Origin of the sequence: Streptomyces populi, from assembly GCF_002911015.1 — a bacterium.
Taxonomy (GTDB): Bacteria; Actinomycetota; Actinomycetes; order Streptomycetales; family Streptomycetaceae; genus Streptomyces; species Streptomyces populi.
This window is the reverse complement of the sequence record NZ_KZ626842.1, coordinates 1-14,469: the sequence shown is the minus strand read 5'-3', so window position 1 is coordinate 14,469 and position 14,469 is coordinate 1. Positions and strand designations below refer to the sequence as shown.

Below are 14,469 nucleotides of genomic sequence, written 5' to 3'. Positions count from 1 at the left end.
ACGGGCTACTGAGCGGTCAGAGCCTCGGCCAGTCGCCGGACGGTCGGGTGGCGGTAGAGCATCCGTACGGGCGCGTCCGTGATTCCCTGCTCCCGCAGGCGGACCATGACCCGGATGGCCAGCAGCGAGTTGCCGCCGACCAGGAAGAAGTTGTCGTCCGGGGTGACGGGCGTGCCCAGCACCTCGTGCCAGGCTCCCGCTATCCGGGAGGCCACGTCCGGCTCGGCGGGGGCCCGTCCGGACGGGACCGGCTGCTCCGTGGTCCCGGCCGGCCGCGGCGGGGACGGCCGGTGGCCCGGTTCGGGCAGGCGCTCGACGTCGAGTTTCCCGTTGCCCGTCACCGGCATGGACGGCAGGACCGTGAGAGTGCTGGGCACCATGTAGCCGGGCAGGGTCCGCTCCAGGTGCTCGCGCAGGGCCGCCGGATCGGCCTGCGGACCCACCACGTAGGCGTCCAGGTGTGCGTCGCCGGCCTCGCCGCGGTGGCGCAGGACGACCGCCGCCCCACGGACCTCGGCGGCTTCCAGCAGGCAGTTCCTGATCTCGTCGAGCTCGATCCGGTACCCGCGCACCTTCACCTGCCCGTCGAGCCGGCCGAGGTGTTCGAGCCGGCCGTCATGACGCAGCCGCCCGCGGTCGCCCGTTCGGTACAGACGTGCTCCGGGGACCCCGGACAGGTGGTCGGGGCGGAAGCGCTGGGCGGTCAGGCCGGACCGGCCGTGGTAGCAGCGGGCCACTCCGGCACCGCCGACGTGGATCTCGCCGGGTACGCCCGGCGGCAGGGGCCGCCCGTGCGGATCGAGGACGTGGAGCGTCCAGCCGGGCAGTGCGACGCCGATGGAGCGGCTGTTCGCCAGGGCGTCACGCCGGGTCAGGTCGGTCCAGGTGCAGTGCACCGTCGTCTCGGTGATCCCGTACATGTTCACCACCCGGCACCGGTCCTCGGGGTGTGCGTCGAACCAGGGCAACAGGGTGCGCGAGTCCAGCGGTTCACCGCCGAAGACGAGGAGCCGTACGTCGAGCGGTGCCGCCCCGGCGGTCTCGGTGGACAGCAGCTGGACGAACGCCGACGGGGTCTGGTTGAGGACGGTGACCCGCTGGCCGTGAAGCAGCTCCCGGAATTCCTCCGGTACCCGGGCCACGTCCTCGGGGACGACGACCAGCCTGCCTCCCGTGGCGAGGCAGCCCCAGATCTCCCACACCGAGAAGTCGAACGCGAACGAGTGGAAGAAGGTCCACACGTCATGGCCGGTGAACCGGAACTCCTCACGCGTCCCGGCCAGGAGCGCGGCGAAGTTCCGGTGCTCGACCACCACGCCCTTGGGCCGGCCGGTGGACCCCGACGTGTAGATGACGTAGGCGGGGTCGCGGGAGCCGGAGCGCGGAGCGCCGTCCGCCGCGCGCGCCCCCCCGTCCGCCGGTCCGTCGGTCGCCGATGGCGGGGCCGAGTGCGGACAGCCGGCGAAGGCTCCGTCGCTCCGGTGCGTGAGGACATGGGAGAGGCCCGCGTCCCGCGCGAGATAGCGCACCCGGTCCTCGGGAGAGGAAGGGTCGATCGGTACGTAGGCCGCTCCGGACTTGAGCACCCCGAGCAGTGTGGCGACGAGTTCCGCGCCGCGTGTCAGACACACGCCCACGCGGTGCCCGGCGCCGATGCCCCGTGAGCGCAGCGAGTCACCGATCGTCTCGGCCCACAGATCCAGTTGCCCGTAGGTCAGTTCGCGGTCGGGTGCCGTCACCGCCACGGCATCCGGGTGCGCCGCGGCCCGTTCGGTGACCAGGTCGTGAATGGTGGTCTCGGCGCCCAGGGCCGGGCCGCCTCCGGCCGACGCCGTCCCGGCACGGGATCCTCCCGGCCCGGGATCCTCGGACGCCTCGCCGACGGCCCTGGCGACCTCGGTCAGCAGGGCCTCCACCGCCTCGCTCGCCACGAGGTCGGCGGCGAAGTCGCAGCTGAGTTCGTGCGCGTCCGGCCCGGAGTCGAGGCGGAAGGCGAGCACGGCCGACTCGGGGGCCGGCACCGTCCGCGACGACAGCCCGAGCCCCGCCGCCTCCAGCCGAAGACGGGTGGCCGGAGGTACGGGGAGCCGCAGCTCCACATCGTGCGCCGGTACCGGGCCGACCGCCCAGTGGGCATCGCGCAGGATCCGACGGGCCGCGGCCGCCCTCGCCTCGACGGTCGCCGATGCCGGCGACCGCAGCAGTACGGTCGCGGCGGAGTCCGTACGCGCCAGGCTCTCACCGGCGGGGCCGGGCCGGCGCACCGTCAGGGGCGGGGCCGTGCCGCCTGTCCTACGGGCCAGCGCCGCCGCCAGGGCTGCGACGACGACGGCCTCGCCCCGCCGAGGGGCGTCGTCCGAGGGCAGGGCGACGGCGCGGCTCCCCCGGCTTCCGGGGCCGCCGTCGGCACCCGACGCCCACTCCAGCGAAAGCCGCTCGGCCGGCTCCGCGGCGGTCGTGCCGACGGGTTCGGGCAGCACCACCGGTCCGGGATCCGGGGTGCCGGACCTTTCGACCAGCAGACATGCCAGGCCGGCGAGTCCTGCCTCGTCCAGCGCCTCCGGCCGGGCGCTCACCACCAGGTCCTGGACCTGGTCGGTGTACGTCAGCAGACAGACCCGGACGGCCGGCCCGTCGGGCGGGGCGACGGGCCGGCCCGTGGTCCGCAGACGCAGCCGTTCGGCCCGCGGGTCGTGGCTCGGGTACGGCAGGGTCTCCGTCCACAGCACCGGCCCCCGGGACACGGGTCCGGGGGCCCGCAAGCCGTCGAGCCGACGCCCGACCTCGTCCGCGTCGATGCGCCGCAGGCCGGGCAGCACCAGGGAGTTGGCCCGGCTCACGGGCGCTCCGGCAGAGGCCTGACAGCGACCGAGTCGGCCATCGCGTTCAGGACGGACACGGGGTCCTCCGCCAGGTACATGTGGCCGCCCTCGAACTCGAGCCAGGAGCAGCCCTCGGTGGACAGGTCCGCCCAGGGCCGGCAGTCCTCCGCGCTGACCAGGTGGTCCTTCGCGCCCCGGAACACGGTGATCGGGACGGGGAGCGGCTTCGTCCCCGTGGGCCGGTAGGACTCGTGCAGCCCCACGTCGGCCCGCAGCACCGGGAGCACCACCTCACGCAGGTCCGGGTCGGCCAGCGCCGGGTGGACGTAGCCGGCGAGCTGCTCCACCCGGGCCACGAACTCCTCGTCGTCCAGATCCGCGGAGTGCCGCCCGAGCGGCACTCCGGGAGCGGCGGAGCCACTGACCATGAGCCGGTCGGGCCCCGGTACGTCCGCCTCGTGCAGCGCGCGTGCGAGCTCATAGGCGAGGATCGCCCCGAAGCTGTGACCGAACAGGGCGTAGGGGCCGGCCTCGGCGTGCGCGGTGACCAGCTTCGCGAGGTCCTCGACGGCCTCCTCCAGGCCGGCGTACGGGTCCTCGTGGTAGCGCTCCTCCCGGCCGGCGGGCTGGAGGGCGACGATGCCGACGCCGGCGGGGGGCGCGGGCCAGCTCCGGTAGAAGGTGGCGCCTGCTCCCGCGTAGGGCAGGCAGAGGATCGGGATCTGACGCATGGGTGCTCCGGACTTCGATGGCGGCTGGTCGAGGCTCACGAGGAGGCCATCCGGGCCCGGATGGCCTCCTCGACGTAGGCCGCCAGGTCCCGCAGTACGGGGTTCTCGAAGACGGCCGTCATCGGGATGACCAGCTGGGCCTGACGCTTGAGCCGCGCGACCACCCGGATGGCCAGCAGTGAGTGGCCTCCGGCCTCGAAGAAGTGGTCGGACGGGCGAAGGCCCTCCACCCCGAGGACCTCCTGGCAGATGCGGATCAGCAGTTCCTCGGTGGCGCTGCGCGGGACGTCGGCCTCCGGCGCGGACGTCTCCGCCTCGCTCGGCCCGGATGTCTTGATCTCGGCCAGGGCCACCCGGTCGAGCTTGCCCGCCGGCGTCAGCGGCATCTCCTCGAGCAGGGTGTAGGTCGAGGGCCGCATCCATTCGGGCAGCCGGCTCTCGGCGTGTTCCCGCACCTGCCGGGCGGTGGTGCCCGGTGTCGTGCGCAGGTACGCCGCGAGCCCGGCGTCGCCCTCGTGCTCCTTGCGTACGACCCCGCAGTCCAGCGTTCCGGGGAACTCCGCGAGGACCGATTCGATCTCGCCCAGCTCGATCCGGTAGCCGCGCACCTTCACCTGGTGGTCGGTACGGCCCAGGTACTCCAGTCGCCCGTCCGGGGTCCAGCGCGCCCGGTCGCCCGTCCGGTACATCCGGGAGCCGTCGGCGGCCCACGGGTCGGGGACGAAGCGCGATGCCGTCAGTCCGGGACGTCCGAGGTAGCCACGGGCCACGGACACGCCGCAGACGTAGAGCTCACCGGGCGTGCCCACCGGCACCGGGAGGAGTCCGCCGTCCAGCAGACGCACGGTCTGGCCGGCCAGGGACGTGCCGAGGTGCGGCGGCGTCCTGCTCGTCACGGGCGCCCATGTGGTGTCCACGGCCGTCTCGGTGGTGCCGTAGACGTTGACGGCGTCGAGCACGCCCCGGTCGGTCAGCGCGCCCAGGGTCTCCCACAGGGCGACGGGGAGGGGCTCGCCGCCGATCCACAGGCGGAGTCCGCCGACGGACCCCAAGGCCTCGGCCAGCGGGCCGGCCAGGTGCTCCGCGTGGGAGGGGGTGAGGTCGAGGTCGGTCAGGCGCTGCCGCGCGACGAAGTCCGCCAGCAGCTCCGGGGAGCGGCGCACGGCCTCGTCGACGATGACGACGGTGTCCCCCCGACAGACCCGGGTCCACTGCTGCACGGAGGCGTCGAAGGACGGGCTGGCGTTCCAGCCGACGCGGCCGTCGGCCGTTCGGACGGCACCGGAGTGTTCGAGACCCGCCAGCAGGGAGGCCAGGGAGCCGTGGCTGACCTGGACGCCCTTGGGGCGTCCCGTGGACCCGGACGTGTAGATCACGTACGCGCACTGGTCGGGACGCACTTCGACGAGGGGGGTGGGAGCGGCGGCGCCCGGCTGCGCCTCGTCCAGTCGGACCGTCGTCGCGAGACCGCCGAGTCGCGCGTCGCGCTCGGTGCGGGACGCGGTGAGCACCACCCGTACCGCGCTGTCGCGGATCAGGTAGTCGAGACGCTCGGCCGGGTACTGGGGATCCAGCGGAAGGTAGGAGGCGCCGGTGCGCAGGACACCGAGCATGGCTGCCAGCAGTTCCGCGGAGCGGGGCAGGCACAGGCCGACCACCTCCTCGGGACCGGCTCCGTGGGCTGCGACGATCCGGGCGATCTCGGTGGCCCGCCGGTCCAGCTCGGCGAAGGTGAGGACGGTGTCACCGTCCACGACCGCCGGGGTGTCGGGGCGGGTCTCGACCGCTGTCCGGAACCGGTCCAGCAGGGTGGGGGCGTCGCCCTCGGGCTGCGGGCCCCTGCCCAGGCCCAGGACGCGGGCCTCCTCCTGCTCGTCCAGCACGGGAAGAACGGCCAGGGAGGCGTCCGGCCGGGCGGTGACCGTGCGCAGCAGACGGGCGAACCGACGGGTCAGCGCCTCGATGCTCTCCGGCTCGAACAGGTCGCTCGCGTAGTAGAAGTCCCAGCGCAGAGCGCCCGAAGGCTCCACGAAGTAGTCGACCGCCAAGTCGTAGCGCGTGATGTCGGGCTGGACGTCCAGCGCTTCGACCCCGACGCCGTCGATGGTGAGCCGCGGGTGCTTCTCCATGTTGAAGGCGATCTGGACCAGGGGGTTGTGCGCAAGGGTCCGCTCCGGCGCGATCTCCTCCACCAGGCGGTCGAAGGAGAGTCCCTGGTGGTCATAGGCGTCGAGCGACGACTCCCGGACCCTGGCCACCAGGTCCCGGAAGGAGCCTGCCGGGTCCACCGCGGCACGGAGCGGCAGCAGGTTCATGAAGAACCCGACCAGTTCCTCCGCCTCGGACACCTCTCGGTTGGCGGCCGGGGTGCCGACGACGAAGTCGTACTGCCCCGACCACCGCGCCATCAGCAGTTGGAAGGTGGCGAGCAGCACCATGTGGGTGGAAGCGCCGCACTCCTTCGCCAGTTCGGCCAGCGCGGTCGCGTCGGCCGCCGGGACCTCGAACGACAGGAGCCGCCCGTCGAAGGACTGGACAGCGGGCTTCGGACGGTCCAGAGGCAGGGCGAGCACGTGCGGACAGCCCTCCAGGTGTTCGCGCCAGAACGCCAGGTCGGCGGCGAACTCCCCGGCCGCGAAACGCTGTCGTTCCCAGGAGGCGACATCGGCGAACTGAAGGGAGAGCTCCGGGAACTCCGGCTCCCGTCCGGAGCGCAGTGCCTCGTACGCCTCGCCGATCTCGCGGAACACGATCTCCATGGACCAGCCGTCGGTCGCGATGTGGTGGATCACGAGGAGGAACACGTGCTCGTCGGGGCCGACCCGGAACAGCCGGGCCCGCAGCACCGGCCCCTGCGACAGGTCGAACCGCAGCTCCACCACGGCACGGATCTCCCGCTCCAGCGCCGCTTCGGCCGACTCGTCCGCGCGGGCTTCCACCGGGGTGACCTCGAGGCCGAGCGAGAACGGCTCGTTGACGACCTGCAGCGGTTCTCCGTCGTGGGAGACGAATGTGGTACGCAGCGTCTCGTGGCGGGCGACGACCGCGTCGAGGGCTCCGGCGAATGCGTCCGCGTCCAGGGGGCCACGCAACCGCAGCGCGTACGGGTACACGAATTCCAGCCCGCGTCGGCCCATCTGGTCGGCGAACCACAGGCGTGCCTGGGAGAACGAGGCGGGGGACGGACCCTCCTGGCCGAGGCGGGTCGGGAGGGTGCGCTGCGCAGGCTGATCAGTCACGGGGTGGATCCTTCGTTGTCCGGTCGGGAGAGGACCTGTTCTGTCTCGTGGCGTACGGCGGCGGCGAACCCGCGGACCGTGGGGTTCTCGAAGAGCGCCCTGGCTCTGAGCCGCACCCCGAAGTGCTCCTGGCACCGGTTCAGTACTCGGCCGACCGCCAGGGAGTCACCGCCGAGCTGGAAGAAGTTGTCGGTGGCGCCGATCCGGCGCTCGCCCAGGACCTTGGTCCAGATCAGTGCGACGTCCCGTTCCAGGGGTCCCCCCGGTTCGGCGGGGTCCGGTTCGGCGGAGTCCTCCGCGGGGGCGGCGGGGAAGGAGGGCCGGGGCAGCGCGGCATGGTCGATCTTGCCGTTGGGGCCCAGGGGCAGCGTGTCCAGGAGGACGACGACGGTGGGCACCATGTGCTCGGGCAGCAGGGCGCGCAGCCGTTCGCGGAGTGCGGGGGCGGTCGGGGACGTCCCGGCGGCCGGCACCGCGTAACCGGCGAGACCCGGTCCGGCAGGAAGGTCGTCGCGCAGCACGACCGATGCGCCCGCGACCTCGGGCAGTCCGGCCAACGCCGCCTCGACCTCGCCGAGTTCGACGCGGTGGCCGCGTACCTTCACCTGGCGGTCCCGGCGCCGTACGAACTCCAGGCGCCCCTGGTCGTCGTGGCGTACGAGGTCGCCGGTGCGGTACATCCGGCCGCCGTCCCCGGTGAACGGGTCGGGCAGGAAGGCGGCCGCGGTGCGCCCGGGCAGGCGGTGGTAGCCGCGTCCGACCGAGGGGCCCGCGATGAACAGTTCGCCCGTTCCGCCGGCCCGCACGGGGCGGAGCCCGGCGTCCAGTACGTAGCAGTGGACACCCGGCAGCGGGCCGCCGAGGTTCGGAGCCTCGCCGTCGACGGGTGCCGCCGTGGTGTCGACGGTGCACTCGCTCGGACCGTACATGTTCCAGGCGCGCAGCCCCTGGCGGCCGCCCAGGTGGCACAGCTCGGCCCACAGAGCGGGCGGCAGGGGTTCGCCCCCGACGAGCAGGCGCAGGGGAATGCCCGATACGGCCAGCGGTGCGGTCAGCTGGGCGAGGTGGGACGGGACCACGTCCATGTCGGTCACACCGTGTCGCACCAGATCGTCGACCAGGCCGGACGGATCGGCGCGGACGTCCTCGTCCAGCAGGACCAGCGTGTCGCCGCGGCCGAGCCGCAGCCACTGCTGGACGGAGGCGTCGAAGCAGGCGCTCGCGTTCCAGGCGACCCTGGCCGGCCCGATGTCCCGCAGGACCGTCGCTTCGAGGCCCCGCAGGAGGCTCGTGACATTGCCGTGCGTGATGCCGACCGCTTTGGGGCGGCCCGTGGTCCCGGAGGTGTAGAGCACGTACGCGAGGTCGCCGGGGTGGACGGTTCGTCCGGCGTGCCGCGCCGACGCGCTCTCCGGCGGCAGCGGCAGGGACACCTGCGTCACCGGGCAGTGCACGGGCCAGTCCTCCGGATGCTTCGGCATGGGGCTGGTGAGAATCCTGGCGGCGCCGGAATCGGCCACCATGTACCGCAACCGGTCCGCCGGGTAGCGGGGATCGAGCGGCAGGTAGGCGCACCCTGCCTTGAGTACCGCGAGCAGGGCGACGACCTGCTCCGCGCTGCGCGAGAAATGCAGGCCGACCACCGACTGCCGGGCCGTGCCGGCGCGTATCAGGTCCGCGCAGAGCCGGTCGGAGAGGTCGTCCAGTTCCCGGTAGGAGAGCTCACCGTCGTCGGTGACCACCGCGGCACGGCGCGGATGGGTGCGTGCCGCGGCGGTGATCGCCGCGTGTATGCCACTGGTCATGACGCGGGGTAGGCGAACCGTGCGGGGGCCATGTCGAGGGCGGCCACGTCCTTGGCGAGCTGTTCGTTGAGGACGGCGAGCCGGGCGGGGTCCGGGCGACGGCCGTCACGCTCGCGCATGAGCTCCTGGGTGGTGCGCAGGAGGGGGACGAGGTCGTCGACCCCGAGGCCCTTGCCCTCCAGGTACGGCAGCGACCAGAAGTCGAAGTCGTAGAGCGGCAGCCACACCGACTCGGTCACCCGGTCGAACATGGTGTCGCACCACGCGGCGGCCTCGGCCGAGTTCATCGTCGCGTGCGACCAGTCGTACGCGGCCCCTTCGATGCCGTACACCTCCTTGTTCCGGTAGACGGGGGAACGCGGGTTGCCCCACCAGGGCTGGGCCCGCCAGAACGTCGGTCCGGTCTCGTTGACGAAATCGATGGTGTTCTGCATGGTGCGTTCGTTCTCGCCGGGGAAGCCGACGATGATCGAGGCGAAGGTGGTGATGTCCCGCTCCTTGAGCCGGGCGATGCCGGCGCGGTACTGGGAGTCCTGGGCCAGCTTGTTCATGTTGGCGAGGATGTCGGCGTCACCCGATTCGATGCCGAGGAACACCCCCCGGCAGCCGCTCTGCGCGGCGAGGTCGAAGGTCTCCTCGTCCCGGGCGTTGGAGCAGCGGAAGTAGGAGTACCAGCTGAGACCGAGGTCCTCCTCGATCATCATGCGGCAGAGTTCCTTGAACCGTTTCGGCGGGACGTTGAAGGTGTCGTCGACGAAGACGAGGTTGCGCACCCCGAGTTCGGCCATCGCCCGTAGTTCCTGGCGGACCGTGTCGACCGAGGCGGTGGTCAGGGCCCCGGCCCGGGTGGGGTAGTCGCAGAAGCTGCATTTGAAGGCACAGCTGCGGGCCGTGCGCGTCTGCGCGGTCACACCGATCTGTTCGGGCGTGAAACTCCCCCAGTCGATCGCGCAGGCGTCCAGGTCGTTGCCCTCGGGCTTGCGCCGGTTGGCGACCCAGTCCTCCTCCGGGCAGGTGATCAGGTTGGCCACCGTGTCGAGCGGCTGCCCGCGTCCGACGGCGTGGCAGAGCTCCGCCAGCGCGTGCTCCCCCTGGGACTCCCGGACGTAGCTGTCGGCTCCCATCCCGTGGAAGAGGTCCTGCACCTCGTCGGTGATGCCGTCGAGGCACAGGTTGTCGACCAACGGGCCGCCCACCACGATGTGCGAGGACGGGGAATGGGTGCGGACGAAGTCGACGATCGGCGTGACCGAGAGAATGTTGACGTAGAAGGTCGTGGTGATCGCCACGACTGCCGGACGCCCGGCGAGCATCCGCGCCAGTCGGTCCTGCTCGGCTCCGAACAACGACACGGCGTCGGCGCGTACGCCGTGCCGGCGCAGGAAGTTGGTCAGATAGAGGCCGGCGAGGTTGAAGACCTCACCGACGTGGTACCGGTCGTTGCGTCCGGTCGCCCTGTTCCGCAGGGTGCTCAGGGCGTCCATCCACGGCATCGGACGCCCGTCGACCTCGAGATGTTCCTTGCGGTAGATCTGCCACTCGGGCGAGTCCGGGCCGCTTCGCTCGCACATCAGACGGTAGTCCTGGAAGTCGCCCTCGTTGTATCCGATGACGACGCAGTCGAGTTCCGGCATCTGGTGGATGCTCCAAGTCTGGGAAGAGATGTTCAGGCGGTGGGCCCGGAAGCCGGCTCCACCGTCGGTGCGCACTCCTGAAGGGTCACGGGCTCCCCCATGGCGACAAGGATCTTCCTGTCCCCCTGGTAGGCGTCGCGTCCGTGTGCGGAGAGGATGTTGTCGACGAGCATCAGGTCGCCCGCCTGCCAGCTCTCCCGGCGGGTGGCCGACTCGTACGCCGCGTTGAGCAGCCGCACGTCCTCCTCGGTGAGCGCGCTGCCGTCGCCGAAAGCGGTGTCGAAGGGCAGTCCGTCCTCGCCGTAGGTCATGGTCAGCACGTCGAGGACTTCTTCTTCCAGGGACCACCGGCTCCAGAACGCGGCGTGGTTGAACCACACCTCCTCACCGGTCACCGGGTGGCGGACCAGTGCGGAGCGGCGCTGGACGGTGCGCAGCGCGGAGTCGGCGCCCCATTCCCAGCCGATCAGGTTCTGTGCGCAGTACTCCTGGACGGCCTCGGGGCGATCGGTCGCGAAGGCCGTGGGCCAGGGCAGTCCCACGTGGCTGTGGTAGTTGCGGGTGAGGAGCCATCCCGCCTTGCGGAACCGTTCCACGAGGTCGGGGGGAATGGCCGCGAGCACCTCGCGGACGTCGGCCACCGTGGTGGCACCACCGCTCCGGGGCGCCTCGATGCAGCCGAAGACCAGCAGTCCGGGGAAGTCCAGCGTGTAGCTGTTCTCGTTGTGCAGGTGGATGGGCTGCGCGGCCGGCAGGTCCGTGGAGGAGTAGACGTCGTCGCCGTACGCGCTGCGGGGTGTCGCCTTCTCCTTGTAGGCGGCCCGTCGCTCGACCAGGAGATCGCGTACTTCGGCGAACTCCTCCGGCCGGCTGATGGGAAGGCCGCGGATCAGCAGGTGTCCGTGGCGCAGGAGTTCGGTCCGCACGGCCGCCCGCCGTTCGGCCAGCCAGGTGCGGGCCGCGGCGAGGTCGGGCAGTGGGGGCGGGGACAGGACGGGCGGCTTGCCGGGTTCCAGCCGGATCGGCAGGGCGGTGGCCGGAAGTGCGGGCGCGTCGGGCTTCATCCGAGGGAACTCCGCTCCTGTAAGTGCTGGCGCACCACGCCGGTGAGCGTGGCCATGTGGTCGTGGAGGTAGAAGTGGCCTCCGGTCAGGACGTGGATCTCGCTGTCCGCGTGGGTGAGTTCGCTCCATCGCTCCAGCTCGGCGACCGGTACGGCCGAGTCGGTGTCACCGCCGAACGCGATGACGGGGCAGTCCAGCCGCCGGTCGTCCCCGCCGTAGGAATAGCTGTCGGTGACGGCCATGTCCGTGCGGCAGGCGTCGAGCACGAGGTCGATCAGGTCGGGCTCGGCCAGGATGTCCTCCGGCATCCCGCCGCGCTCCGCGAGCAGTTCCAGGAGTTCGGCGTCGGTGAGCCGGGCCGGGGAGACGGCTGCCGAGCGGTGCACGTGCGCGGCCGCGGCGGCGGAAGGGTGGAACACGGTCGCGGGGCGCGCGGCCTGTTGCAGCCGCCAGCACACCTCGAAGCCGACCAGTGCGCCGAGACTGTGTCCGAAGACGTGGACCGGGGTGTCGAGTCCGGCCAGTACCTCGGCCAGCGGATCCGCCAGGGCCGCGATCTCGGTGACCGGATCCTGCCCGTAGCGTGCGCCCCGGCCGGGGTACTGAGCGGCGACCACCCGTACGGTGCTGGGGAACCAGCGTCCCCATTCGCCGTAGCTCTGGGCCGAGCCGCCGGAGTGCGGAAGGAGTACCAGGGTCACGTCGGCGGCCGATGAGCGGGGGTTCAGGTCCCAGAGCCACTCCCGGGCCTGCGGGCGGGTGTTCAGGGGGTTCGGCGGCTGCTTCACACGTGGCCTTCCCGCCCGGTGCCCGTCGCGGCGGAGTGCGCGCCGGCGGCCTCCCGGACGAGCCGGGTCAGATGCGCGGCCAGCGGTGCGAGTCCGCTGTTCTGGAAGACGGCACGGACCGGGATCCGGATGCCGAGTTCGTCCGAGAGCCGGTTGGCGACGCGGGATGCCGCCAGCGAAGTCCCGCCGACGAGGAAGAAGTTGGCATCACGTGTCAGCGGGCCGCAGTTCAGGGCCTCCTCCCAGACGGAGGCGACGAGTTCCTCCACGACACCGCGGGGTGACTCCGGGCTCGGCGTCGCCTCGCCGTCGTGGCCGGCCTGCCGGACCGTTCCGTCGAACCGTTTCCGTTCCGGGAGACCGGCTCTCCCGGTCAGCTGGGCCACCGTCAGTCCGCTGTCTTCGACGACGAGTTCGAGCAGGCGCAGGTAGGCCCGGCTCAGCTCCTCCATCGTGTCCCGGTCGAACAGGTCCGCGCGGAAGGCGAAATGGCCCAGGACCTCCTGGCCGCCCGTCGTCAGGTAGAAGGTCAGGTCCTCCTGCACGTCGAGCCCGTGCGGAGGCAGATGCTCGACCTCCAGGCCCGTCAGGGCCAGTGGCGCGGTGAGTTCCTGGTGGGACGCGACGGTGACCTGGACGAGCGGATTGTGGCCGGCCGAGCGGGGCAGCTCCAGCCGCTCCAGCAGTAACTCGAAGGGCAGTTCGTCCTGCTTGTAGGCGTCGATCAGACTCTGCGCCGTCCGGGCCAGGAACCCGTCGAACGTCTCGTCCGGTGTGAGGACACCACGGATCGGCAGGATGTTGACGAAGAACCCGATCAGCTCCTCCGTCTCGGGCAAGGACCGGTTCGCCGTCGTGACACCGGTCACCAGGTCGTACTGACACGACCATGCGGCGAGCAGCGCCTGGAACGTCGCGAACTGGACGACGAAGGGTGTCGTTCCCCTGGCCGTCGCCAGCTCGCCGACGGCGGACGAGACCGCGGGCGGGAGGACGAATCCGATCCGCTCTCCCGTGCTGGAGCGTGTGGCGGGGCGCGGCCGGTCGGTCGGCAGGCGAAGCAGATCCGGTGCGCCCGCGAGCGTTTCACGCCAGTGGGCCAGAGCCGGTTCGTGCACGGCCTCGTCGTCCGCGAGGGAGCGCTGCCAGACGGCGAAGTCCGGGTATTGAAGGCTTAGTTCCGGTAATTCGGCGATGCCTGCCAGAATTTCCGGATCGACCACCGAAGAATGACCGACAACAGTGTCGTAGAGTGCGGCCAGTTCCCGGTGGAAAACGTCCATGGACCAGCCGTCATTGGCGATGTGATGGAACACGGCGACCAAGACGTGCTCTTGCGGGGCCAGGCGATACAGTCCGACCCGAAGCAGCGGGTCGTGTTCCAGATCGAAGGGAAGCCGGCTGAAAGCCCGTACGGCGGATTCCAGACCCTTCCGGTCGGTGACTTCCTCGGGGATCAGACGAAATGGCATCGGATCGGCCACGACCTGGAACAGCTCGTCCTGTCGGACGGTGAAGCCCGTGCGCAGCACTTCGTGCCGGGCGACGATCACGCCCAGGGCCGTGGCCAGCGCGTCCACATCGAGCCGTCCGTCCAGGCGGTAGGCGTGCGGGGCGGTCAGCGAACGGTCGTCGTCCCCCGCCACCTGCTGGGCGAGCCACATGCCCTGCTGCGCGTGCGAGGCCGGTAAGGGCCGGTCACGGTCCGCCCGGGGCACCGCGTCGGCCGGAATCTCTCCTGCCCGGGCCAACCAGGCCTGAAGTAAGTCGGTGGCCGGATCCGGCTGTTGCTCAGCCATGCGGAAGCGCCTCTCCCCCGGGGGCTACGAAACGAAACATGCAAAAAACCGCCAGACGTTCTGTCAAAACAGCGCCGACCGGTGCTCGTTCAACATAAGTATGAGGACGAGGTTCGCTCAAGATCTAGTCTTGACTGTGGCGATTTTCGAAGCATATGTTGCCGTGGTCATCGACCCGGACCGCAGATATTTCGGACGCCAGAGACCAGATCGTCACACCGGTTGGCACATCCGTCCTGCAGGTGCGCACCGCGGCCCCCGCCCGGAACGACGTCGGGCGTCCGGCAGACCGTTTCCCGACACCACCGGAGGCCGGGCCGGCCCCGAGCGGGCGCAAGGACCGGGGTCACCACCCGGCTTCGACCACATCGAGGAGAAGTGGGATCCCATGAGTTCGCCTCAGCAACCGGCTGCCGATCCTGACGGTCGGGCACTTCTGCTGCAACGCTGGCTGGCCGGCCGGCGTGGAGCGAGTGACACCCCGGCCGTCCCGCAGGCCGACCGGTCGTCTCCGGTGCGCGCGTCCTCCGGACAGCGCAGGCTCTGGTTCCAGGACCATGCGGAGGACGTCGACGGGGACCGCAACA

At 71.3% G+C, this 14,469-nt stretch carries 9 protein-coding genes; 1 reads left to right on the top strand and 8 read right to left on the bottom strand.

Annotation, left to right across the window (positions count from 1 at the left end):
- Positions 1-5: 5 nt before the first annotated feature.
- From CW362_RS02300 to CW362_RS02265, 8 genes are read right to left on the bottom strand one after another with little or no spacing between them, the layout of a single operon-like run.
- Positions 6-2,840: an amino acid adenylation domain-containing protein gene (locus CW362_RS02300; RefSeq protein WP_240657618.1), complete on the bottom strand. Its 2,835-nt coding sequence runs from the start codon at positions 2,838-2,840 to the stop codon at positions 6-8.
- Positions 2,837-3,553: a thioesterase II family protein gene (locus CW362_RS02295; RefSeq protein ID WP_103547616.1), complete on the bottom strand. Its 717-nt coding sequence runs from the start codon at positions 3,551-3,553 to the stop codon at positions 2,837-2,839. Before CW362_RS02295 ends, CW362_RS02300 begins: the two co-directional genes overlap by 4 nt.
- Before the next feature lie 35 nt (positions 3,554-3,588).
- Entirely contained in the window at positions 3,589-6,792 is a 3,204-nt protein-coding gene (locus CW362_RS02290; RefSeq protein ID WP_162683943.1) for a non-ribosomal peptide synthetase, read from the bottom strand.
- Positions 6,789-8,597: a non-ribosomal peptide synthetase gene (locus CW362_RS02285; protein ID WP_103547613.1), complete on the bottom strand. Its 1,809-nt coding sequence runs from the start codon at positions 8,595-8,597 to the stop codon at positions 6,789-6,791. The genes CW362_RS02290 and CW362_RS02285 overlap by 4 nt, the downstream gene beginning before the upstream one ends.
- Positions 8,594-10,231, bottom strand: a complete 1,638-nt coding sequence (locus CW362_RS02280) for a PhpK family radical SAM P-methyltransferase (protein ID WP_103547768.1) — start codon at positions 10,229-10,231, stop codon at positions 8,594-8,596. Before CW362_RS02280 ends, CW362_RS02285 begins: the two co-directional genes overlap by 4 nt.
- A gap of 32 nt (positions 10,232-10,263) precedes the next feature.
- The gene (locus CW362_RS02275) at positions 10,264-11,295 is read right to left on the bottom strand and encodes a TauD/TfdA family dioxygenase (protein ID WP_103547612.1); all 1,032 of its coding nucleotides are present in this window, start codon (positions 11,293-11,295) and stop codon (positions 10,264-10,266) included.
- Positions 11,292-12,083 (bottom strand): thioesterase II family protein, encoded by a 792-nt coding sequence (locus tag CW362_RS02270; protein ID WP_162683942.1) that lies wholly within the window; start codon positions 12,081-12,083, stop codon positions 11,292-11,294. The genes CW362_RS02275 and CW362_RS02270 overlap by 4 nt, the downstream gene beginning before the upstream one ends.
- A complete protein-coding gene (locus CW362_RS02265) occupies positions 12,080-13,882 on the bottom strand; it encodes a condensation domain-containing protein (RefSeq protein ID WP_103547609.1) in 1,803 nt (600 codons plus the stop codon). The genes CW362_RS02270 and CW362_RS02265 overlap by 4 nt, the downstream gene beginning before the upstream one ends.
- Before the next feature lie 388 nt (positions 13,883-14,270).
- On the opposite strand from CW362_RS02265, the gene CW362_RS43990 reads away from it, so the two are divergent.
- Positions 14,271-14,469, top strand: a 199-nt coding sequence (locus CW362_RS43990; RefSeq protein WP_206300838.1) for a hypothetical protein, incomplete at its 3' end; no start/stop codon positions are given.

What these genes read in the sequence shown, in the direction of transcription:
- CW362_RS02275 (WP_103547612.1), bottom strand. Translation starts at nt 11,295, where the DNA reads ATGAAGCCCGACGCGCCCGCACTTCCGGCCACCGCCCTGCCGATCCGG.
- CW362_RS02265 (WP_103547609.1), bottom strand. Translation starts at nt 13,882, where the DNA reads ATGGCTGAGCAACAGCCGGATCCGGCCACCGACTTACTTCAGGCCTGG.
- CW362_RS02280 (WP_103547768.1), bottom strand. Translation starts at nt 10,231, where the DNA reads ATGCCGGAACTCGACTGCGTCGTCATCGGATACAACGAGGGCGACTTC.
- CW362_RS02295 (WP_103547616.1), bottom strand. Translation starts at nt 3,553, where the DNA reads ATGCGTCAGATCCCGATCCTCTGCCTGCCCTACGCGGGAGCAGGCGCC.
- CW362_RS02285 (WP_103547613.1), bottom strand. Translation starts at nt 8,597, where the DNA reads ATGACCAGTGGCATACACGCGGCGATCACCGCCGCGGCACGCACCCAT.